The following is a 22,302-nucleotide window of genomic DNA, read 5'->3' as shown; positions in this document are numbered from 1 at the left end:
GGCGGGCGCGAATCACCTACACTAGCGGAATGTTTCTCCGCTCCCTGATCGCTGCCCTCGCTCTGGCAGCAAGCTGCGCCACGCAGGCCGCGCCGGCGCGCCTGCTGGCCGACTACACCCATACCGCCTGGACCCGCCTGCAGGGCGCGCCCAGCGACGTTGTCAAATTCGCCCAGACGCGCGACGGCTGGCTGTGGATCGCCTCGCCCGGCGGTCTGCACCGCTTCGACGGCGCCCATTTCGAGCGCATCGAAAGCCTGGCCGGGCACCGGCTGCAGTCGACCAGCACCATGGGCTTGCTGGCCACCCGCGACGGCGGCTTGTGGATCGGGCACCGCTTCGGCGGCGTCACCGCCTTCGTGGACGGCAAGGTGCGCGAATTCACGCCGGCCGAAGGCTTGCCCGCATCGGCGGTGCTGAGCCTGACGGAGGGCCCGGACGGCGCCATCTGGGTCGCGGCCGGCGGCGGCCTGGCGCAGCTCAGGCCCGGCGCCGGCCGCTTCCAACGGGTCGGGCCCGAGAGCGGGCTGCCGGACGGCGGCGCGCGCCAGATCCTGTTCAGCCGCAACGGGCGGCAGTGGGTGTCGGTGCGGGGCGGCGTCTACTGGCGCGAGGCGGGCCAGTTGCAGTTCCGGCGCGCCTGGCCCTACCTCGACCTGATGTCGCTGGCCGAAGGGCCGGACGGCACCATGTGGGCCACGGACGGCAACGACCGCGGCTACCGCCTGCAGGACCGGGCCCCGGCCAGCGGCGCCGCGCCGCAGGCGGAAGTGGCGGCCAACGGCATCCACTTCGACCGCCACGGGACCATGTGGCTGCTCAAGGCCCACGCGCTGGAGCGCCTGGCCGGCGACGGCGCTGCCGAAGGCGATGCGGCGCAGCAGCTGACGCGCGAGAGCGGCATCAGCGGCGGCCTGCCGCAGACCTGGTTCGAAGACCGCGAAGGCAATATCTGGATCGGCACCTCGGCCGGCCTGGACCGGCTGCGCCGCAACCGCCTGCGCCTGCTGGCCACGCCCGAGGAACTGGACCATCCGGGCATGCTGGCCGACAGCGAGGGCCGCATCCTGGTCAGCAATATGGCGGGCGCGGTCTACAGCTACAGCAGCGAAGGCCTGCGCCTGCGGCGCGAAGCCGGCAGCATGACCGCCGGCTACCGCGCCCCGGACGGCGCGCTCTGGTTCGGCACCGACAGCGAGCGCTGGCGCCGCGCGCCCTCCGGCCTGCTGACCCGCTATCCGCACCCGCCGCAACACGCGCAGCACGACGTGCAGGCCATGACGCTGGACCGCGCGGGCCGCATGTGGCTGTCGCTTTCGCGCAAGGGGCTGTTCATGGCCGAAGGCAACAACTGGCGCAAGGATGGCGGCGTGGCCGGCCTGCCGCAGGGCCTGGCGCCCGCCGTGGCCAGCGACGAGCAAGGGCGCATCTGGGTCGGCTACCTGGGCAGCCGCATCGCCGTCATCGAGGATGGCCGGGCGCGCATCTTCGGCCCCGAGCAGGGCGTGGGCATCGGCAACGTGCTGGCGCTGCAGGCTGACGGCCCGCGCATGTGGGCCGGCGGCGAGTTCGGCCTGGGCTGGTTCGACAGCGCCGGCTACCATGCGGTGGAAGCCGGCTTGCGCGGCATTTCCGGCATCGCGCGCACGGCGCATGGCGAGCTGTGGCTGCACGGCATCGACGGCATCTCGCGCCTGTCGGCCGCGCAGCTCACGCGCTTGCTGACCGACCCGGCCTACCTGCCGCAGTTCGAGCGCTTCGATGCCCAGGACGGCCTGCTGGGCAGCGCGGAGCAGTTCCGCCCCCTGCCCTCGCTGGTGCAGGGCAGCGACGGCAAGCTGTGGTTTTCGACCGCCAACAATATTGCCAGCATCGATCCCGCCAACATCGCGCGCAACACGCTGGCGCCGGCGGTGCAGATCCGCGGCCTGCGTTCGGGCGGCGCATCCTACCTGCCGCTGCCTGCATTACAGCTGCCCAAGGGCAGCAAGGACCTGGCCATCGCTTTCACGGCGCTCACCCTGTCGATGCCGGAACGGGTGCGCTTCCGCTACCGACTGGAGGGCGTGGACCAGGAATGGCAGGAGGTACAAGGCCGGCGCGAGGCCTTCTACACCAATTTGCAGCCGGGCAGCTATCGCTTCCGCGTGACGGCGGCCAACGAGCACGGCGTGTGGAATGAAGACGGCGCCAGCATGCAGCTGGAGATCCTGCCATCGTTCACCCAGACCGGCTGGTTCGACGCCCTGCTGCTGGCGGCAGCGGCACTGGCGCTGCTGGCGCTGTATGCCTTGCGCGTGCGCCAGCTGACGGAACGCATGCGCGACCTGCAGCAGGAGCGCCTGGCCGAGCGCGCCCGCATCGCGCGCGGCTTGCACGACACGCTGCTGCAAAGCGTGCAGGGGCTGATCATGTTCTTCGACCGCCAGGCTGCCTTGCTGCCCCGCGACAGCGAGGAAAAGGCCAGGATCGAGCAGACGCTGGAGCTGGCCGACCAGCTGATGGCCGAGGGCCGCAACTACATCATGGACTTGCGCGGCGACGGCGAGGCGGAGAACCTGGCCCAGGTGCTGCGCCAGTACGGCACGGTGCTGCTGAACGAGCGCTTCCACTTGTCGGTGACGCAGGCGGCGCGCCCGCTGCTCGATCATGTGCACTGCGAGGTGCTGGTCATCGCGCGCGAGGCGCTGTTCAATGCGGCGCGCCATTCCCAGGCAACGCGGGTCGACCTGCTGATCGACTACGGCGCCACCCTGTTCCAGCTCGAAGTCAGCGACAACGGCGGCGGCATCGGCAGCAATCCGGCCCTGCCCGGACACTTCGGCCTGGTCAGCATGCAGGAACGCGCCGCAGCGCTGGGCGCCACCTGCACCATCGTCTCGCCGGCGCAGGGCGGCACCGCGGTGCGCCTGCAGATGCCGGCGCAGCTGGCCTATGCCGAACGGCGCAGCGACAGCCTGCTGCGCCGCCTGTGGCGCTGGCTGCCCGACAAGCCGGCGCTGCCGGCCCTCCCCCAAAAGAGGTAGGCGGCGCGCCCCCGGATGGGCGATTCGGCTGCGGCATCGGCTGGCTATTCTTTCAATTGCTGTTTAACCACTTGAAGAAAGAAGAACCGACCATGCCATCCCCTATCAGCAACCGCCGCCGCAACGTCCTGCTGGGCGCTGCCACCGCCGCCGGCGCCTCGCTCTCCGCTTCCAGCGCCGCCGCCGCACCGGCCGGCGCCAGGGCCTCCGCCGCCGCCGGCCGCACTTCCGGCACCTTCACCACCCGCGACGGCGTGGAAATCTATTACAAGGACTGGGGCCCGCGCAACGGCCCGGTAGTGGTGTTCAGCCATGGCTGGCCGCTGAATTCGGACAGCTGGGAATCGCAGATGCTGTTCCTGGCCGACCGTGGCTACCGCACCATCGCGCACGACCGCCGCGGCCATGGCCGTTCCAGCCAGCCCTGGGACGGCAACGACATGGACCACTACGCCGACGACCTGGCACAGCTGCTGGACCTGCTGGACGTGAAGAACGCAGCGCTGTTCGGCTTCTCGACCGGCGGCGGCGAAGTGGCGCGCTACCTGAGCCGCCATGGCAGCAAGCGCATCGCCAAAGCCGGCCTGATTTCCGCCGTGCCGCCGCTGATGCTGAAGACCGCCACCAATCCGGGCGGCCTGCCGATCGAAGTGTTCGACGGCATCCGCGCCGGCTCGCTGAAAGACCGCTCGCAGCTCTACCTGGACATCGCTTCCGGCCCGTTCTTCAACTTCAACCGCCCGGGCGCCAAGCCATCGCAAGGCATGATTAACGCCTGGTGGATGCAAGGCATGATGGCCGGCCACAAGAACACCTACGACTGCATCAAGGCCTTCTCCGAAACCGACTTTACCGCCGACCTGAAAAAGATCGACATCCCGATGCTGGTGCTGCACGGCGACGACGACCAGATCGTGCCGATCGACGCTGCCGCCAAGTCCGCCGCCAAGCTGCTGAAGAATGCCAAGCTGGTGGTCTACCCTGGCGCGCCGCATGGCCTGACCGACACCCACAAGGACAAGCTGAACGCCGACCTGCTGGCTTTCATCAAGGGCTAAGCAATGGAACGCAAGCTCACTACCGCGGCCGGCGCGCCGGTTGCGGACAACCAGAACGTGGAAACCGCGGGCCCGCGCGGCCCCATGCTGCTGCAGGACGTGTGGCACCTGGAAAAGCTGGCGCACTTCCACCGCGAAGTGATCCCTGAGCGGCGCATGCACGCCAAGGGCTCGGGCGCCTTCGGCTGCTTCACCGTGACGCACGACATCACGCGCTACACCAAAGCCGCGCTGTTCGGCGCCGTGGGCAGGAAGACCGAGGTGTTCGCGCGCTTTTCCACCGTGGCCGGCGAGCGGGGCGCGGCCGACGCGGAACGCGATATCCGCGGCTTCGCCGTCAAGTTCTACACCGAGCAGGGCAATTGGGACGTGGTGGGCAACAACACCCCGGTGTTCTTCATGCGCGACCCGCTGAAGTTCCCAGACCTGAACCACGCCGTCAAGCGCGACCCGCGCAGCAACCTGCGCAGCGCCGAGAACAACTGGGACTTCTGGACCCTGCTGCCGGAAGCGCTGCACCAGGTGACCATCGTGATGAGCGAGCGCGGCATCCCCGCCTCGTACCGCCACATGCACGGCTTCGGCAGCCACACCTTCAGTTTCATCAACGCCGGCGGTGAACGGCACTGGGTCAAGTTCCACTTCACCAGCCAGCAAGGCATCGTCAACCTGAGCGATGCCGAGGCTGCGGAATTGATTGCAAAGGACCGCGAATCGTCCCAGCGCGACCTGTTCGAAGCGATCGAGCGCGGCGAGTACCCGCGCTGGACGCTGAAAGTGCAGCTGATGACGGAGCAGCAGGCCGCGCAGGCAGCCTTCAATCCCTTCGACCTGACCAAGGTCTGGCCGCACAAGGACTATCCGCTGCATGAAGTGGGCGTGCTGGAGTTGAACCGCAACCCGGACAACTATCACGCCGACGTCGAACAGGCCGCCTTCACGCCGGCCAACGTGGTGCCGGGCATCGGCTTTTCGCCCGACCGCATGCTGCAATCGCGCCTGTTCGCCTATGGCGACGCCCAGCGCTACCGCCTGGGCGTGAACCACCACGCGATCCCGGTCAACACGCCGCGCTGCCCCTTCCACAGCTATCACCGCGACGGCGCCATGCGCGTCGACGGCAACCAGGGCGCCACCATCGGCTACGAGCCGAACTCGAAGGGCGAATGGCAGCAACAAGCCGCCTACGCCGAGCCGCCCCTGTCCCTGGACGGCGCCGCCGCGCATTACAACCACCGCGCCGACGATGACTACTACAGCCAGCCGCGCGCCCTGTTCCGCCTGATGGACGAGCGGCAGCGCCAAGCCCTGTTCGACAACACGGCCCGCTCGCTGGCCGGCGTGCCGCTGCACATCCAGCAGCGCCACATTGAAAACTGCAACAAGGCCGATGAAGCCTACGGCGCCGGCGTGTCCGCCGCGCTCGACAAGTTGCGCCCACTCTGGTAACTCACTTAAAAGGAAACAACATGACCATTAACGCCAAAGCCACCCCGGGTTCCCTGCTGCTGACGCCGCGCGACCACACCCTGATCATGATCGACCACCAGTCGCAGATGGCGTTCGCCACCCACTCGATCGACGCCGTCCAGCTGCGCAACAACGCCGCCCTGGTGGCGCACGCCGCCGCCGGATTCGACGTGTCGACCATCGTCACCACCGTGGCCGAGAAAAGCTTCTCCGGCCCGGTCTTCGACGAGATCAAGGACGCCTTCCCGGGCGCGGAAATCACCGACCGCACTTCCATGAACACCTGGGAAGACGAGAACGTGATCCGCCGCGTCAACGCCATCGGCAAGAAGCGCATCGTGCTGGCCGGCCTGTGGACCGGCGTCTGCATCGTCGGCCCGGCACTGTCGGCGCTGGACCAGGGCTTCGAGGTGTACGTGATCGCCGACGCTTGCGGCGACGTGTCCACCGAAGCGCACGAGCGCGCCATGGACCGCATGGTGCAGGCCGGCGCCCGCCCAATGACCTCGCTGCAATACCTGCTGGAACTGCAGCGCGACTGGGCCCGCACCGACACCTATGAACTGACCACCGGCATCGCCAAGAAATTCGGCGGCGCCTACGGCCTGGGCATCATCTACGCCCAGACCATGTTCCACGCCAAGGAAGGCCAGTGAAGATTTATCTTCTCTCGCTGGGTGCCGGCCTGCTGGCCGGCATCCTGTACGGCGTGCTGAACGTGCGCTCGCCGGCGCCGCCCGTGGTGGCGCTGGTGGGGCTGCTCGGCATACTGCTGGGAGAACAGGTGCCGCCGCTGGTCCGCCAGTGGCTGGCGCCGAAGGAACAGCAGTTATCATGGCTGCAAGAACACGTTAAGCCGCACTGTTTCGGCGAACTGCCTTGCGCTGCAAAGAACGAGGAGAAGCAATGACTGCTCCGGAGCTGATACTCCACAACGGCCGCTTCACGACGCTGGACAAGAGCCAGCCCGAGGCCGATGCGGTTGCCGTCACCGGCGGCCGTTTTACCCGTGTGGGCGAGGCGCGCGAGATCCTGCCGCTGGCGGGAGCGCAAACGCGCGTGATCGACCTGCAGGGCCGGCGCGTGCTGCCCGGCCTGATCGACAACCACCTGCACCTGATCCGCGGCGGCCTGAACTTCAATATGGAGTTGCGCTGGGACGGCGTGCGCTCGCTGGCCGACGCCATGGCCATGCTGCGCGCCCAGGTGGCCATCACCCCGGCGCCGCAATGGGTGCGCGTGGTGGGCGGCTTCACCGAACACCAGTTCGTGGAAAAGCGCCTGCCGACCATCGAGGAACTGAATGCCGTGGCGCCTGACACGCCGGTATTCATCCTGCACCTGTACGACCGCGCCCTGCTGAACGGCGCCGCGCTGCGCGCTGTAGGCTACGACCGCAACACGCCGGAGCCGCCGGGCGGCCAGATCCTGCGCGACAGCGCCGGCAACCCCACCGGGCTGCTGCTGGCCAAACCGAATGCATCCATCCTGTACGCCACGCTGGCCAAGGGCCCCAAGCTGCCGCCGGAATACCAGCTCAACTCGACCCGCCATTTCATGCGCGAGCTGAATCGCCTCGGCGTGACCGGCGCGCTGGACGCGGGCGGCGGCAACCAGAACTACCCCGAGGACTACCAGGTGATCCAGCAACTGGCCGATGCCGGCGAACTGACCATCCGCCTGGCCTACAACCTGTTCACGCAAAAACCGAAACAGGAAAAGGACGATTTCCTGCACTGGGCGGCCAGCAGCAAGTACCAGCAGGGCGACGATTACTTCCGCCACAACGGCGCGGGCGAGATGCTGACCTTCTCGGCCGCCGATTTCGAGGACTTCCGCCAGCCGCGCCCCGATATGCCGGCCAATATGGAAGACGACCTGGAAGGCGTGATCCGCATCCTGGTGCAGAACCGCTGGCCATGGCGCATGCATGCGACCTATGACGAAACGATTTCGCGCGCGCTGGACGTGTTCGAAAAGGTGAACCGCGACATGCCGCTCGATGGCCTGCACTGGTTCTTTGACCATGCGGAAACCATTTCACCGCAATCGATCGACCGCATCGCAGCGCTGGGCGGCGGCGTGGCGGTGCAGCACCGCATGGCCTACCAGGGCGAGTATTTCGTCGAGCGCTACGGTGCGGCAGCGGCGGAAGCGACGCCACCCGTGAAGTACCTGCTCGAGTCCGGCGTCAAGGTGTCGGCCGGCACGGACGCGACGCGCGTGGCTTCCTACAACCCCTGGGTCTCGCTGTCCTGGCTGACCACCGGTCGCACCGTGGGCGGCATGCGGCTCTACCCGCAGCGCAACCTGCTGGACCGCGAAGCGGCGCTGCGCATGTGGACCGAGAACGTGACCTGGTTCTCCAACGAGGAAGGCAAGAAGGGGCGCATCGCCGTCGGCCAGCTGGCCGACCTGATGGTGCCGGACCGTGACTTCCTGCGCTGTCCGGAGGACGAGATTGCCGACACCACGTCCCTGCTCACCGTGGTCGGCGGCAAGGTGGTGTACGGCGCCGGCCCGTTCGGCCAGTACGATCCGCCGACCCCGCCCGCCATGCCGGACTGGTCGCCGGTGCGCCAGTACGGCGGCTACGGCGCCTGGGGCGCCATGCCGGGCGCCGTGGCGCGCGGCGCGCAGGGTGGCGCGGCAGGCCACGCCAGGACTGCCGCCATGGCAGCGGCGGCGGCCTGCGGCTGCTCCAGCCAATGCGGCATGCACGGCCACCAGCACGCGACGGCCTGGACCCGCTCCCTGCCGATTGCGGACCTGAAGTCGTTCTGGGGCGCGCTGGGCTGCTCCTGCTGGGCGGTGTGACATGGCGCCGCACAGGCCCGGCGCGGGCATCCGCGCCCTGCACTGGCTGGCCCTGCTCCTGCTGTGCGCAGCATACCTGCAGGGCGGCTTGAACAAGCTGCTCGACTTCGGCAGCGCGGTCGGCGAAATGCAGCACTTCGGGCTGCAGCCGGCGGCGCCGCTGGCGATCTTGGTCATCGCCGGCGAGCTGGGTGCGGCGGCGATGATCCTGAGCGGCCGCCTGCGCTGGCTGGGCGCCGCCTGGCTGGCCTTGTTCACGGTGGCAGCCAGCTTCATTGCCAACCGCTACTGGGAAATGGCGGGTATGGAACGCTTCATGGCGGCCAACAGCTTTTACGAGCACCTCGGCCTGGCTGGCGGCTTCCTGCTGGTGGCCTGGCACGACCTGACACGCAAGGAGGGCAGATGGCACGCGGAACGACCCTGAGTTTCCTGGCCGGCTACGTCGACACCCTTGGCTTCGTGGCCTTGCATGGCCTGTTCACGGCCCACGTGACGGGCAACTTCGTCCTGCTCGGACGGGAGGTGGTGTCGCCGGGTAATGACGTGCTGCTCAAGCTGCTCGCCTTCCCTGCTTTCGTCGGCGGCGTGGTGGCAGTGCGGGCCCTGGTGCGGCGCTGCCAGGGCGGCGGCAGGGAGGCGCTGCGGCCGGCCCACCTGCTGCAGGCGGCGCTGATGCTGGCGGCAGCGGCCAGCGCGCGCTGGGACATGGCTGCCGGCCTGCTGTGCGCTGCCGCCATGGGAGCGCAGAACGGCTACGGCAAGCTGCTGCTGGCGAAACTGCCGGCCAGCACGGTCATGACCGGCAATGTCACGCAACTGGTGATCGACTGCCTGGACCGCGTGGGCGGCGCAGAACGGCCCGCGCTGGCGGCGCTGGGCGGCGGCGTGCTGGCCTTTGCGGCGGGCTGCGTGGCGGGCGCGCTGGCATCGCGCTGGGGCATGGGCGTCGGCCTGCTTCCGGCCGTGGCGCTGCTGCTGGCAATGGCGGCGCTGGCCGGGCAGCAGCCATCAAAGCCCGATAATGCCGCGCTTTAAGGCAATGGTGACGGCGTGCGTGCGGTCGTTGGCGCCGAGCTTGGCCAGGATGCTGCGCATGTGCGCCTTCACGGTTTCTTCCGAAATCGCCAGCTGGCTGGCGATGCGCTTGTTGGCGTTGCCGGCTGCCGCGCATTGCAGCACCTCGGCCTCGCGTTCGCTGAGCAGGGCGGCGCCCAGGTGGCTGGCCAGCTGCTGCGCGATTTCCGGCGAGATGTAGCGCTGGCCGCCGTGCACGGCACGGATCATGCCCACCAGCTCCTTGCGCAAGCTGCTCTTGAGCAGGAAGCCGCTGGCGCCGGCCTCCAGCGCGCGCCGCACCTGGGCGTCGCCGCCGAAGGTGGTCAGCATCACGATGCGCGCCGCCGGGAACTGGGCGCGAATGGCCTGCAGCGCCTCAAGGCCGCACATGCCGGGCATGGCGAGGTCCATGATGGCCAGGTCGGGGCGCACGGAGGCCCAGGCGGCAACGGCTTCGCGGCCGTCGCCGGCTTCGGCCGCCACCTGCATGTCGGGCTGGCCGGCAATCGCATCGGCCAGGCCGGCGCGCAGCATGGGATGGTCGTCCACCAGCAGCACCCGGATTGGCGCGGCGGTGTCTGGAATGGTCTGGGTGTTCAAGGTATAGCTCCGCGCAAGACTGCAAGGGGAACTATAACAACGGATGGCGGGACTGGCAATTTGCCGGGCGTGCTGTACGCCCGGCAAACGGGTGGAATTACTTCTTCTTGGCCTTGGCTTTGGCAGCAGGCGCCTGCACCTGCGACTGCGCGGCCACCGGCTGCTGCGAAGCGGCGGTGGTGCCGCCCTGCACGCCCAGCGCGCCGCCGGTGCCCAGGCCGCCGGCGACTTCCTGCTGCTTGTAGTTGCGCACCGCGCGCACCACGTTGTTGTACGAATCCATGAAGGCCGCCACCAGGATCTTGCCTTCCGGGGTGTTGGTGTAGCCGCTGGCGCCGGCCGCGGCGCCGCCGCCGAACAGGGCGCCGAACGCGCCGAAGTCGGTGTTCTTGGCGCTGCCCTCGGCTGCCGCCAGCTGCACGCCGGAACGGTTGTCGATCATCAGCAGCATGGTCGACGCTTCATTGGTCTTCATATTGCCGGCCACCATGCCGGCCACGCTGCCGATCAGGCCAAAGCCGCCCAGTGCGCCGCCCACGCCCGAAGTGCCTTTCTGGCTGAAGGTGATGGTCGGGCTCATGGTGTAGTCGGCAGCGGCGATCTGGCCCTTGCCGTAGTTGCTGTTGGCGCGCATCTCGCCCGATTTTTCCAGCGCGCGCTCGCCCATCATGTGGTCCATGGCGGCGCCGCGCTCCACCACCACGAAGCAGTTCGACTGCTGGATCATCATGCGCAGCACCGGCGTGGTGGAGCCCAGCTTGTACTGGCTCAGTTGCTGGAACCACGGCATGCTGCGGTCTTCCACCACCGACAGGGTGCCCAGCGGCCGGTCGCATTTTTCCAGCTGGGTGTTGGCATTGGCGGCGGTGGCGCCGCCGGCGCTGCCGGTGGCCACGGTACTGCCGCCGCCGAGGGTTGGTTGGGTGCCGGCACAACCGGCCAGCGCCAGGGCCGCCACGGCCGCGAACAGTTTGGTCTTCATACGTAGATCCCCTAATTTTTGGATGAAACGGCCGATTTTATAAGAAAGGCATGCCAGAAAAACTATCAAATAGTCACGCTGAGGCTGCCGTGACACAAGCCGCCATTGGGCGTACCATCAAGGTTCCGAAGAGCAAGGAAGCTAGCCCATGGCTGCCCCCGACCAGATCACCCACTGGCGCGAAAAAATCTTTGCCCGCCTGGTCCAGATTGTGCTGGTACTGGGCCTGGCCACGGCCATTCCAAGCATCGTGCAATCGCTGCGCGAAGGGCTGTGGGGCGTGGTGGTGGTCGACGCGGTTGCGCTGTCCTGGCTGACTGCCCTGTGGCGGCTGCAGGAAGTAGTGTCCTACCCGGTGCGCGCCATGCAGTTCCTGCTGATTACCTTCGCGGTCGGCGTGGCGCTGATGCTGCAGGTCGGTCCCGTGGCGCACACCTACCTGCTGGCGGTGCCCTGCCTGGCCGCGCTGCTGGTGGGCCTGAAGCCGGCCATCTGGCTGCTGCTGGCCGGCGCCGTCGCCATCGTGCTGACCGGCTTTGCGCCGCCGCCCGATCCGGCAGCCGTCGGCCTGTCCGACGACGCCGCCTTGCGCGCTTCGATCGTGGCGCTCAATTACCTGTTCATTGCCGGCATCCTCACCCTGAGCTGCGGCGTGCTGCTGCGCCACCTGGCGCGCTCGCTGGCCGAAGGCGAGCAACTGGCGTTCTACGACCCGCTGACCGGGCTGCCGAACCGGCGCCTGTTGCTGGACCGCCTGGCCGGGCTGTTGGCCAGTTCCGAGCGCCAGCAGGTGTTCAGCGCCGTGATGTTTGTCGACCTCGACCGCTTCAAGACCATCAACGATGCGCGCGGCCATGCCACCGGCGACCATTTGCTGCGGCTGGCCGCGCAGCGCCTGTCGGAAGCGGTGCGCAAGAGCGACACCGTGGCGCGCATCGGCGGCGACGAATTCGTGGTGCTGCTGGCGCACCTGGCGCCCGACCTGGCCGCGGCCGGCAATGCGGCGCAAGCGGTAGCGGAAAAGATCCGCGCCGCGCTGGCGCAGGAGTTCGAGATTGCCGGCCAGGGCTACGGCTGCTCGGCCAGCATCGGCGTCACGCTGCTGCCACGGTACGGCCAGCAGGCCGACGACCTGCTGCGCGAGGCCGATACCGCGATGTACCGCGCCAAGGGCGCCGGCCGCAACGGCATTGCCTTCTTCGAAGCGGCCATGCAGGCCGAAGTCGAGCGGCGCCTGACGCTGGAGCGCGAGCTGGGCCAGGCCATCGAGCAGGACCGCCTGCACGTGGTGTTCCAGCCGCAGTTCGATTGCCAGGGGCGGCTGCACGGCGCCGAATTGCTGATGCGCTGGGAGCGCGACGAGGGCGGCATGGTGTCGCCGGCCATCTTCATCCCACTGGCGGAAGAAGCGGGCCTGATCGTGCCTCTCGGGCTATGGGCCTTGAAGCAGGCCTGCCTGGCGCAGCAGCGCATGTCGGTGCTGGGCCTGTCCTTGCCGCTGTCGGTCAACGTCAGCCCGCAGCAGTTCCGCCAGGCCGACTTCGTGCAGCAGGTGCGCACGATCTTGCAGGAGCACGGCATGGAACCGGCGCTATTGATCCTGGAGGTGACGGAAGGCCTGCTGGTGGAGAAAATGGATGAAATCGTGGCGCGCATGAACGAGCTGGCCGAGCTCGGGGTGCGCTTTTCCATCGACGATTTCGGCACCGGCTATTCCAGCCTGGCCTACCTGAAGCGCATGCCGCTGTATGAGCTGAAGATCGACCGCAGCTTCATCATGGACATGCCGGACGACGCCAGCGACGTGGTGATCGTGCAGACCATCCTGGCCATGGCCGGCCAGATGGGCTTGCGGGTAGTGGCGGAAGGGGTGGAGACGCAGGCCCAGGCCGACTTCCTGGCGGCCCACGGCTGCCATGCACTGCAAGGCTACCTGCTGGGCCGTCCGGCGCCGCTGCCGGCGCTGCTCGACCTGCTGGCTGCGCAGGCCGCGCTCTCCACCGGGGCTGCCGTCTAGTTGAGCTTCACCGTCAGGGCCTTGCGGATCGCCACGCAGCGCTGGTCTTCCTGGTGCGCCACCAGCAGCGAGCGGCGGGTGCCGGCGCTCAGGCCGGGGTTGGCAGCTGCGGTATCGGACAGGCGCTGCACGCTTTGCGCCGTGCAGGTGGCCGGGATCATGGCACCTGCATAGTCGCGCATGAAGACCGGGCCGGCCGACTTGTCCAGCACGGGCAACTGGGCCAGGCGCGCCGCAGCGCTCTGCTCATTGAGCGCCACCTGCGAGGAAGGATACAGCGCATGCATCGCGGTGCGGATGCGCGAGAACGGCAGCTTGGTCTGCGTGTCGCCGATCCTGGCCAGCCATTCCTGCTTCACCTTGGCATCCGGGCGTGCGGCCTGGGCTGCCACGGCAGCCAGCTCGCCGCTGTCGGATTTGTCCTTGGCCTGCTCGGCGGCGATGCGCGCCTCGGCGCCCGGATAATCCTTGCGGTTCAGGACAGCGATCATGTCCCAGCGCAGGTCCTGGCTCAGGGTCAGGCCGGCCAGCTTTTCGCGGCCGTCCAGCATGGCGGCGATGCGCTCCAGCGAATCCTTGCTGCCGGCAGTGCCAAGGTAGGCGCCGAACCAGCGGCGCTGGAAGTCGCCCTTGCTGGCCTTGGCCTGCAGCCACGCCATCTTTTCCAGGCGCCCTACCACGGTGCGCGTGTAGGCGCCGTCGGCCGACATGGTGCGCAGGTAGCGGATCGACTGGGCCATCTTGCCCAGCACGTCGCCCAGCAGCACGTAGTCCTTTTCCTGCGGCGCGTTGACCAGCACCGTGTCGAGGAATTCGTTGAGCGGCAGCGCGCCGTCGCGCACGTTGTCCCACATGCTGTGCCACAGCATGGTGCGCAGCAGCTTGTCTTCCACCTTGCTCACGTCCTGGCGCGCGGTGGCAAAGGAGCGGGTATCGAGCTTGGCTTTCACAAAGCCCCAGTCCTGGTAGTTCGGGTAGACCAGGTCCGGGCAAGCCGCGCCCTTCAGCTCCGGCACGTCCGTCTTGGCGCCCTTGTAGGTCACCGGCAGCACCTTGGCAATATCCAGCTGCTTGCCCTGCTTCTGCATCAGGGCCAGTTGCACGCGCTGTTCACGCAGGGTCGGGAATTGCGCCACGGCCGTTTGCTGCAGGCTGAAGGCGTCGATCTTGCCGGCCTTGCAGCTGTAGTTGGCGGTGATGGTGTTCACGCCCGGCTGGTACAGCCAGTCCTGGGTCCACTGGCCCAGGTCGCGGCCGGCCGCTTCGGCCAGGCTGCCGATGAAGTCATCCAGTCTGGCGTTACTGAACTGGTACTTGACCAGGTAGTTATGCACGCCCTTGCGGAAGGTCTCTTCGCCCAGCAGGTGGCGCAACTGCTTCAGGGTCGAAGCGCCTTTCGAGTAGGTGATGGCGTCGATGTTGTCGAAGGCGTTGGCGGTCGACGGCACCGGGGTTTCGATCGGGTGGGTGGTGACGCGCTGGTCCTGCACGTAGGCGTCCGACTTGCCCTGCGAATAGAAATACTGCCAGGCGGAGTCCTTGTATTCGGTGGCTTCGGCGGTAGCCAGGGTGCCCATGAAGGAAGCGAAGCTCTCGTTCAGCCACAGGCCGTTCCACCACTGCATGGTGACCAGGTCGCCGAACCACTGGTGCGCCATTTCGTGCATGATGACGCTGGCCAGGTCGTGCTTCTCGGCGCTGGTCATCTTGTCCTTGTGCAGGAAGGAGTGTTCGGCGAAGGTGACCGCGCCGGCGTTTTCCATCGCCCCATACAGGAAGTCCGGCACCAGCAGCTGGTCATATTTTCCGTACTGGTAAGGAATGCCGAAGTAGTCGTCAAACCAGGCCAGGCCTTGTTTCGTGTATTCGAACCACGGCGCCGGGTCGACCTGGTCGGCCACCGACTGGCGCGCGAACAGGCGCATCGGGTACTTGGCGCTGGTAGCGTCTTCCCACACCTTGTACGGACCGGCGTGCATGGAGAAGTTGTAAGGGCTGAGGATCTTGGAGACAGGGAAGGTCCAGCGCTTGCCGTTGGCTACGTCTTCCACTTTGGATTCGCGCGTGGTGGACACCACGGTCCAGTCGGCAGGCGCGGTGACGTTGACCTGGTAGGTGGCCTTCAGGTCCGGCTGGTCGAACAGCGCGAACATCTGGTGCGCGGCGGCCGGTTCAAAGTGCGAGTAGGTGTAGACGCGGCCATCGACCGGGTCGACCATGCGGTGCAGGCCCTCGCCATTGGTGCTGTGCTTGCGCTCGAATTCCACGGTAACGCTGTTGCGGCCTGCCTTCAGGTCGGCGGCGGCCAGCGTGATGAACCAGTTGTTGTACTGCGGCGCGGCGACCTGCTTGCCATTGACCACCAGGCGCTTGATGGTGGCCTTGTCCAGGTCCAGCGTCAGCGGCTGCGCGTTGTCTTTGAGGTCGAAAGCGACGGTGGTGGTGTTGCTGAAGCTTTCCTGGCCGGTCAGCGTGAAGTCGAGGACATAAGCGACATTGGACACGCGCGCCGAGCGGGCGGCAGCATCGACCTGGCTCAGGTAAGGGTTTTCAGCGCGCGGGGTAATGGCGCTATTGTCGGCCGCGATGCCGCTGGTGGCGACAAGAGCACTGACTGCCAGTGTAATGGCATGAGGAACTAGCGATTTCATGGTTATCCTTAGACATGTCTCGCCCCGGACCGACCCCGGTCAGGTGGCGCAGGGATGATACCATTGGGCGATGGACATCAAACTCGAGACCCCCAACCAGCCCGAAGTCGTGGCCCTGATCGACCTGCTGGATGCTTACCAGCTGTCGCTGTATCCACCGGAAAGCGTGTATGCGCTCGACATGAATTCGCTGCTGCAGCCGAATGTGCTGTTTGCCGTGGCGCGCAATCTCGACGGCGCTGCGGTGGGCTGCGGCGCCATCGTGGTGACGCCGGAGTACGGGGAAGTAAAGCGCATGTTCGTGCATCCGTCCGCGCGCGGCCAGGGCGTGGCGCAGCGCCTGCTCGGGATGCTGGAAACGGAAGCGCTGGCGCGCGGCTGCCGCCAGTTCATGCTGGAGACCGGGCCTTCGCAGCCGGAAGCGATCGGTTTGTATGAGCGCCTGGGCTACCGTGTGCGCGGGCCATATGGCGATTACCGCGACGATCCTTTGAGCGTGTTCATGGAGAAAACGGCGTGAGCGACTCGTTGCAGGACCTGCGCGAGCGCACCCGTGCCTTTGCCGCTGCGCGCGACTGGGAGCAGTACCACACGCCAAAGAACCTGGCGATGGCGCTGTCGGTGGAAGTGGCAGAACTAGCCGAACATTTCCAGTGGCTGCCAACCGGCCGCGCCGGCGAACTGGCCGATGGCCAGCATGAGGCGATCCGCCATGAGCTGGCCGACGTGCTGCTTTACCTGGTGCAGATCGCCGACAAGCTCGATGTCGACCTGCACGCGGCGGCGTTGGAAAAGATCGAGCTCAATGCCATTAAGTACCCAACGCCAAAGAGTTGACCGGCCACAGCGACTACAGCGGCTACTCGCGCATTGACTGCGCCAGTGCCGCTTAATCGTGCTCAAGATGACTCGACGGCACTCAGAGCAAAAACGAGCAGCAAACGAGCAAAAATATGCAGCGAACGAGCTAAAACGTGCATTGAACGAGCAACTTTGAGCAATGAATGAGCAGCGATAAGCAGCATTGAGCTGCTTTGCGAACAAAGTTGACCGGCCTCGGAATTGAGAGGAGCCCATCAGAGTCGTCCGATTGTTCGCAAGGGCTTAGAACCGAGGGGGCGGCGGAAGTTCCGCCTGAGCTCAAAAAATGCCAGGCTGGCGGATCATGCGCCTTCAATCAGGTTTGCGACGAAGGCGCTGTACTCGTCGCGCATCGGGAGTTCAAGGTCCGTCACAATTGCGCGGCGGTGCGACACGACCGGCACATTGTCCTTCGGGTTGAAACCCGCTTTCTCTTCGACGCCCCAATACAGGCCTACGCCGCGCTTCTGCCAGTTCGGCAGTTCGTTGAAATTGATCCCGCGGCTAAACAGCAGCTCGTTTTTGTCCGCGAGCGATTTGCCGGCAATCGTTGCGGCGGCGCTGTTCGGCTCCACGCCTTCCTTGCGCAGCATCCAATAGCAGTGGGCGTTCAATGCGTTGCGGTGCGCATCTTCGTTACGCCAGCGGAAGTAGTCGACCACCAGGCGCTTGGTGGGCAGTTCCGAAATCCGGCAATCGAAGGCGCCCAACTGCCCCAGCATCAGGCTGAATTTGGCGGACGCTTCACCGGCGAGGATAGAGTTGTATTTCCGGGTCTTGCGGCCGAAGACATTGATGTCCGGGTCGAACAGCAGGGAGATTTCGTCGCTCTCGGTGTAACCGTAGATGACCTTGAAACCGCAGTTCATCAAATGCCTGGTGGTTTCGATCATCAAGTCGCGGAAGCGGACATCGAACGGGGCCTCAAAGCCGGCAAGCTCCTTGGTCAGGCGCGTAAAACTGCGGCCGTCGATCCTCGCGACCATATAGATGCCCGGCAGGACGCACTGGTCATGCGCGGTTTCATACACCCGCATTGATTCGTCGAGTTCATCAAACTTCACTAATCCATTCCTTTACAACACGTTCTCCGTTAATCCAGTCGACGTAGAACAGTTCATCAATGCCTTCCTCGCGCGCCGGGATTTCCAGCCGCTTGTGAGTGCTGAAGATGCCGACCTGCGGTATGCATTCGGCCCCTTGTCGCTGGCCGTTCCATTCAAGCGACCGGTCAAGGTCGCTCTTGAAGTAATAACACCTGATGCAATAGCCGTGCTCCTTCAGCATCGCGATATAGCGCGCCCGCACTTCCCTGCTGACATTCGTGTTATCGATCACCAGCGGCATTCCAGTATCGAAGCAAAGCGCGAACATCAGTTTTTCCCTGTTCTTCGTTTTCAGCAAATCGTTACTGATGCGGACGTGGGAATTGAAGAAGTGCTCTTTATAAAAGGTCGATTTGCCGGAGGCCTGGATGCCGACAAACATGATCGCTTCCATCAGAATCCCAGCGCCTTGCGGATCTGTGCATTGACGATTCCCCAGGCTTTCGAGTCGGCCGAGACTTCGTCGTAGTGGCTGCCGCCTGGCAGAACCAGCACCTCCGCTGAGTCGCCCGCAGCCTTGGCGCGACGGGCGTAGTTTTCTCCAGTAACGGCCGGCGAAATATCGTCATGCTCGCCGTGGATCAGGATCGTGTTCACTCCGGCCGGAAGCATTTCAGCCGGCGAGGTGTCGGCGAAAACGTCGGGGCGCGAAGCGCTCGGCAGGCCGGCAATCTGAGCGGTCTCGCGATCGCAGGTGCGCCGGATCAGGGCGGCTTCGTTGCGCAGGTCGGCCAGGCCGCCGAGGCTGATGACGGTGTTGATCTTCAGCGGCTGCGGCGCCCAGGCAGGGCTCCACTCGGGCAGCTTGTGGCGTGAGACCGCCCACTGTGCAAGGTGGCCGCCGGCGGAATGGCCGACTGCGACGATGCGGCTCAGGTCCAGGGCACTGGACTTGGCTTCGTGCTTCAGCAAGTCCACAGCGGTGGCCACGTCCTGGTACATGCCGGGATAGCCGCCGCCGTCTTCATCGTAGCGGCGGTATTCCACGTTCCAGACCGCGATGCCTTGCCGGGTCAGCGCGCCCGCCATATTGCGCATCTGCTCGATGCCGCCGAAGTGCACAGTCCAGCAGCCACCGTGGATCAGTACGACGACGGGGTGCGGGCCGGGGCCTGCCGGCTTGAACAGCTCAACGTACTGGCTTGGCGAGGGGCCGTACATAACTCGCTTGTCCGGCGCGGGCCCCTTCAGCGCGAGGTAATCCTGCAAGTCCATGGGCTTGGTGACCACGGCGTCGGCCGGCGCAGCGGACGCACCGACAGCGGCGGCACCCACGGCGGCGCACAGGGAATGGCGGATCAGTTTGTGCATGGCTATCTCGGTGAAGTCCGGAACAGCCAGCAGCATAGCTTGTGGATGGCCAATTCGGCAACAAGCCTGGTTGACGCCGCTATTGTCGGCGCGGTTCAGGGGCTCCAGAGAAGGGGGCCAGGCGACTCGCCAGGCCCGGTCGTTTCGACGTGGATCAGCGCTTCGGCTTGGCTACCGGCTTTTTCGGCGGGGTGTGCTTGCCTGACATCGGCGGCATGGCGTCGGCCAGCGACATTTTCAGCTGCTTGCCGCCGACCCAGACTTTGCGCAGGTGCTTGAAGATGTCGTCCGGCATGCCGTCCGGCATCTCGACGAAGGCATGGTCTTCGAGGATTTCGATGCGACCGATGAAGCGCGACTCGAGGCCGCTCTCATTGGCGATGGCGCCAACCAGATTGCCGGCATTGACGCCATCCCCCGAACCGACTTCCACGCGGTAGGCGCGCATTGGCATTGGCGCACCCTCGCCTGCCGCGGCCTTGTCCTTCTTCTTGCGCTTGGGTGCTTCCTCGAACATCGGCTCGTCGTCATCGGCGCGTTCGGACAGCGGTGGCGCGGCGCGTTCCGGGCGCTCGGCGCGCTCAGGCTTGGCTGCGCGTGGCGCCTTGGCGGCTGGCGCCGGTGGCGGCGTTTCGCCGTCGCGGTGAATGCGCAATGCCTGGCCTGCAACGCGCAGCGCGGCAATCGCATCGATGTCGCCCGGCAGCAGGTCGGCCGGCATGTCCAGCAGCGAGTAGTCGTCGTAGATTTCAATGCGGCCGATGAACTTGGAATCGATGCCGCCTTCGTTGGCGATGGCGCCGACGATGTTGCCCGGCTTGACGCCGTGCTGGTAGCCCACTTCCACGCGGTAGGTCGCCATGCCCTGCTCCGGCTCGCGCTCGATGCGCTCCTTCTTCGGACGCGGCTCACGTGGCTCACGCGGTTCACGCGGCTCGCGGCCCTGGCCCTGGCCTTCCTGGCGTGGCGCGCCGTCTTCATGCCAGCCTTTTTCGCGCGACTTGTCCAGCAGCAACGGCTTGCCACCGCAGGCCATCATTGCCAGCGCGGCTGCCACCTCCACCGCCGGGATATTGTGTTCTGCCTCATATTCGCGCACCAGGTTTTCGAAGAAGGACAGGCCTTCCTGCGCCAGGGTGTCGGTGATCTGGTCCTTGAACTTGCTGATGCGGACGTCGTTGACCGCCTGCAGCGTCGGCAACGTCATCGGCGTGACCGGCTGGCGCGTCGTGCGCTCGATCAGTTTCAACAGGTTGCGCTCGCGCGGCGTGATGAACAGGATCGCCTCGCCGCTGCGGCCCGCGCGGCCGGTGCGGCCGATGCGGTGGGTGTAGCTTTCCGGGTCGTACGGCACGTCGTAGTTGACCACGTGCGAAATGCGCTCCACGTCCAGGCCGCGCGCGGCAACGTCGGTGGCGACCAGGATGTCGATCTTGCCGTCCTTGAGCTGGCCGATGATGCGCTCGCGCGCCGCCTGCTGCATGTCGCCGTTGATGGCGCCGGCCGAGAAGCCGCGCGCCTGCAGGCGCTCAGCCAGTTCCTCGGTGCCGATCTTGGTGCGCGAGAAGATGATCATGCCGTCGAACGGCTCCGCTTCCAGGATGCGGGTCAACGCGTCCAGCTTGTGCATGCCGGACACCAGCCAGTAGCGCTGGCGGATATTGGTGTTGGTGGTGGTCTTGGCCGCCACCATCACTTCGGCCGGGTCGTTCAGGTAGGTGGTGGCGATGCGTTTGACCTGGGCCGGCATGGTGGCCGAGAACAGCGCGGTCTGGCGCGATTCAGGGGTCTCCTGCAGGATGCGCTCGACGTCCTCGATGAAGCCCATGCGCAGCATCTCGTCCGCTTCGTCCAGCACCAGGGTTTTCAGCTGCGACAGGTCGAGCGAGCCCTTTTCCAGGTGGTCGATGACGCGGCCAGGGGTGCCGACCACCACGTGCACGCCGCGGCGCAGCGCCTGCAACTGCGGGCCGTAGGACTGGCCGCCGTAGATCGGCAGCACGTGGAATTTCGGGATGTGGGTGGCGTAGCGCTGGAAGGCTTCGGCTACCTGGATCGCCAGTTCGCGGGTCGGCGCCAGCACCAGCGCCTGCGGCGCGGCCTGCTTGATGTCGATCCGCGACAAGATCGGCAGCGCAAAAGCGGCGGTCTTGCCGGTGCCGGTTTGCGCGGTGCCCAGCACGTCGCGGTTTTCCAGCAGGTACGGGATGGTGGAGGCCTGGATCGGAGACGGGGTCTCGTAGCCTACTTCTTTCAGCGCCTTCAAAATGGGGGCGCTGAGGTTCAAATCGGTAAACAGGGTGTCAGACATGGCGGCACTCGTGAGGTTATTGTTGTATCGCCTGATGCGACGGAAAGCGCTATTTTACCCTTTTAAACCGGCACCCCGGTGTCCGACCCACAGGGTCAGACACCAACACGCGGCCGCCGCAGGCCAGGTGTCTGACCCTGCGGGTCAGACACCGCTTTGCCGGTTTTCAGGTGTGCGGCTTCACATCATCCTTCAGCGCATTCAGGGCCATTTTCTCGATCAGCCCCGGCGCCAGCAGCTTGAGCCAGCGTCCCAGCTTGCCCTTGGCCGTCATCACCACCTCGCGCCGGCGGCCCGCCATCCCATCGATAATCAGCTGCGCGCATTCAGCCACCGGCATCGCATCGTCCTCGCGCAGGCTGCTCCTGCCCAGTTCCCCGCCGGCAGCGTTATAACCTCGATAACGGATCTGGGTATCCACCACGCCCGGATAGGCGGTGGTCACGCTGACGCCATGCTGCTTCATTTCCGCCCGCAGTGCCTCGAAGAAGCCCGCCATGGCGAATTTGGTGGCGCCGTAGGCCGTGCGCCCCGGCACGCCAACCAGCCCGGCCAGCGACGACACGGCCACGATCCTGCCCTGCGACGCCTTCAGGTATGGCAGCGCGGCGTGGGTGCACCAGATGGCGCCCCACAGGTTCACTTTCATCAGGTCTTCATACCAGCCCAGGTCCGTCACGTCCTCGAACAGGGCGTGGGCCGAGCGGCCGGCGTTGTTGACCAGGGCGTCGATGCGGCCGAAGCGTTCCACCGCGGCAGCTACCAGGTGGCGGCACTGGTCCTGCTGCGCCACGTCGGTGGCCGCCACCAGCGTTGCCGCGCCGGCGCCGCCGCAGTCGGCAGCCACCGCCTGCAGGGCGGCCTCGTTGCGCGCGGCCAGCACCAGTGCCACATCCTTGCCGCGCGTGCGCGCCAGCTGGCGCGCCATTTCTGCTCCGATGCCGTCGGATGCGCCGGTGATGATAATGACTTCCATGTATCTCCTTTGTTTCGACGCCGGGAATGCGCTCCATTATGGGGTAAGATCCCCGCC

Annotated in this window: 19 protein-coding genes; 11 read left to right on the top strand and 8 right to left on the bottom strand. The window is 66.3% G+C overall.

Annotation, left to right across the window (positions count from 1 at the left end):
* The first annotated feature begins 29 nt into the window (after positions 1–29).
* The 8 genes from ACN9MY_RS05290 to ACN9MY_RS05255 all read left to right on the top strand — a co-directional run bounded on the left by ACN9MY_RS05290 (position 30) and on the right by ACN9MY_RS05255 (position 9,409).
* Positions 30–3,026, top strand: coding sequence for a sensor histidine kinase (locus ACN9MY_RS05290; RefSeq protein WP_426336930.1), 2,997 nt, complete (start codon positions 30–32; stop codon positions 3,024–3,026).
* Positions 3,027–3,118: 92 nt separating this feature from the next.
* A complete protein-coding gene (locus tag ACN9MY_RS05285; RefSeq protein ID WP_426336929.1) occupies positions 3,119–4,084 on the top strand; it encodes an alpha/beta fold hydrolase in 966 nt (321 codons plus the stop codon).
* A gap of 3 nt (positions 4,085–4,087) precedes the next feature.
* Positions 4,088–5,533: a catalase gene (locus ACN9MY_RS05280; protein ID WP_426336928.1), complete on the top strand. Its 1,446-nt coding sequence runs from the start codon at positions 4,088–4,090 to the stop codon at positions 5,531–5,533.
* A gap of 20 nt (positions 5,534–5,553) precedes the next feature.
* The gene (locus ACN9MY_RS05275) at positions 5,554–6,210 is read left to right on the top strand and encodes a hydrolase (RefSeq protein WP_426168155.1); all 657 of its coding nucleotides are present in this window, start codon (positions 5,554–5,556) and stop codon (positions 6,208–6,210) included.
* Positions 6,207–6,464, top strand: a complete 258-nt coding sequence (locus ACN9MY_RS05270; protein WP_426168153.1) for a DUF1427 family protein — start codon at positions 6,207–6,209, stop codon at positions 6,462–6,464. The genes ACN9MY_RS05275 and ACN9MY_RS05270 overlap by 4 nt, the downstream gene beginning before the upstream one ends.
* The gene (locus ACN9MY_RS05265) at positions 6,461–8,371 is read left to right on the top strand and encodes an amidohydrolase (protein ID WP_426336927.1); all 1,911 of its coding nucleotides are present in this window, start codon (positions 6,461–6,463) and stop codon (positions 8,369–8,371) included. The genes ACN9MY_RS05270 and ACN9MY_RS05265 overlap by 4 nt, the downstream gene beginning before the upstream one ends.
* Before the next feature lies 1 nt (position 8,372).
* The gene (locus ACN9MY_RS05260; protein WP_426336926.1) at positions 8,373–8,798 is read left to right on the top strand and encodes a DoxX family protein; all 426 of its coding nucleotides are present in this window, start codon (positions 8,373–8,375) and stop codon (positions 8,796–8,798) included.
* Complete coding sequence (locus tag ACN9MY_RS05255) at positions 8,777–9,409, top strand: YoaK family protein (RefSeq protein ID WP_426320942.1); 633 nt, start codon at positions 8,777–8,779, stop codon at positions 9,407–9,409. Before ACN9MY_RS05260 ends, ACN9MY_RS05255 begins: the two co-directional genes overlap by 22 nt.
* Here ACN9MY_RS05255 and ACN9MY_RS05250 read toward each other — a convergent pair.
* The gene (locus ACN9MY_RS05250; RefSeq protein ID WP_426168142.1) at positions 9,383–10,030 is read right to left on the bottom strand and encodes a response regulator; all 648 of its coding nucleotides are present in this window, start codon (positions 10,028–10,030) and stop codon (positions 9,383–9,385) included. The genes ACN9MY_RS05255 and ACN9MY_RS05250 overlap by 27 nt on opposite strands.
* 97 nt (positions 10,031–10,127) lie before the next feature.
* Complete coding sequence (locus ACN9MY_RS05245; protein WP_426320940.1) at positions 10,128–11,012, bottom strand: CsgG/HfaB family protein; 885 nt, start codon at positions 11,010–11,012, stop codon at positions 10,128–10,130.
* A 148-nt stretch (positions 11,013–11,160) separates the two neighbouring features.
* On the opposite strand from ACN9MY_RS05245, the gene ACN9MY_RS05240 reads away from it, so the two are divergent.
* Positions 11,161–13,029 carry a putative bifunctional diguanylate cyclase/phosphodiesterase gene (locus ACN9MY_RS05240; protein WP_426336925.1) on the top strand — a complete coding sequence of 623 codons (1,869 nt, stop codon included), beginning with the start codon at positions 11,161–11,163 and terminating at the stop codon, positions 13,027–13,029.
* Here ACN9MY_RS05240 and pepN read toward each other — a convergent pair.
* Positions 13,026–15,680: an aminopeptidase N gene (gene pepN / locus ACN9MY_RS05235; RefSeq protein ID WP_426336924.1), complete on the bottom strand. Its 2,655-nt coding sequence runs from the start codon at positions 15,678–15,680 to the stop codon at positions 13,026–13,028. The two genes, ACN9MY_RS05240 and pepN, sit on opposite strands and share 4 nt — an antisense overlap.
* A gap of 70 nt (positions 15,681–15,750) precedes the next feature.
* Here pepN and ACN9MY_RS05230 point away from each other — a divergent pair, with 70 nt between their 5' ends.
* Together ACN9MY_RS05230 and ACN9MY_RS05225 are read left to right on the top strand one after the other, a co-directional pair.
* Positions 15,751–16,200 carry a GNAT family N-acetyltransferase gene (locus tag ACN9MY_RS05230; RefSeq protein WP_426168131.1) on the top strand — a complete coding sequence of 150 codons (450 nt, stop codon included), beginning with the start codon at positions 15,751–15,753 and terminating at the stop codon, positions 16,198–16,200.
* Positions 16,197–16,517, top strand: a complete 321-nt coding sequence (locus ACN9MY_RS05225; protein ID WP_426320934.1) for a nucleotide pyrophosphohydrolase — start codon at positions 16,197–16,199, stop codon at positions 16,515–16,517. Before ACN9MY_RS05230 ends, ACN9MY_RS05225 begins: the two co-directional genes overlap by 4 nt.
* A gap of 326 nt (positions 16,518–16,843) precedes the next feature.
* Here ACN9MY_RS05225 and ACN9MY_RS05220 read toward each other — a convergent pair whose 3' ends face one another.
* The 5 genes from ACN9MY_RS05220 to ACN9MY_RS05200 all read right to left on the bottom strand — a co-directional run bounded on the left by ACN9MY_RS05220 (position 16,844) and on the right by ACN9MY_RS05200 (position 22,245).
* On the bottom strand, positions 16,844–17,605 hold the full coding sequence (locus ACN9MY_RS05220; RefSeq protein WP_426168127.1) for a tRNA(His) guanylyltransferase Thg1 family protein: 762 nt from the start codon (positions 17,603–17,605) through the stop codon (positions 16,844–16,846).
* Positions 17,595–18,041, bottom strand: a complete 447-nt coding sequence (locus ACN9MY_RS05215) for an AAA family ATPase (RefSeq protein WP_426336923.1) — start codon at positions 18,039–18,041, stop codon at positions 17,595–17,597. The genes ACN9MY_RS05220 and ACN9MY_RS05215 overlap by 11 nt, the downstream gene beginning before the upstream one ends.
* Entirely contained in the window at positions 18,041–18,958 is a 918-nt protein-coding gene (locus ACN9MY_RS05210; protein ID WP_426168123.1) for an alpha/beta hydrolase, read from the bottom strand. The genes ACN9MY_RS05215 and ACN9MY_RS05210 overlap by 1 nt, the downstream gene beginning before the upstream one ends.
* A 154-nt stretch (positions 18,959–19,112) precedes the next feature.
* Positions 19,113–21,269 (bottom strand): DEAD/DEAH box helicase, encoded by a 2,157-nt coding sequence (locus tag ACN9MY_RS05205; RefSeq protein ID WP_426168120.1) that lies wholly within the window; start codon positions 21,267–21,269, stop codon positions 19,113–19,115.
* Between the two features lie 166 nt (positions 21,270–21,435).
* Entirely contained in the window at positions 21,436–22,245 is an 810-nt protein-coding gene (locus ACN9MY_RS05200) for an SDR family oxidoreductase (RefSeq protein WP_426168118.1), read from the bottom strand.
* Positions 22,246–22,302 lie beyond the last annotated feature (57 nt).

The organism is Pseudoduganella sp. R-31 (genome assembly GCF_049913235.1).
Taxonomy (GTDB): Bacteria; Pseudomonadota; Gammaproteobacteria; order Burkholderiales; family Burkholderiaceae_D; genus Rugamonas.
Note: the sequence above shows the minus strand (reverse complement) of the source record. Positions and strands in the feature narration are given on the sequence as shown.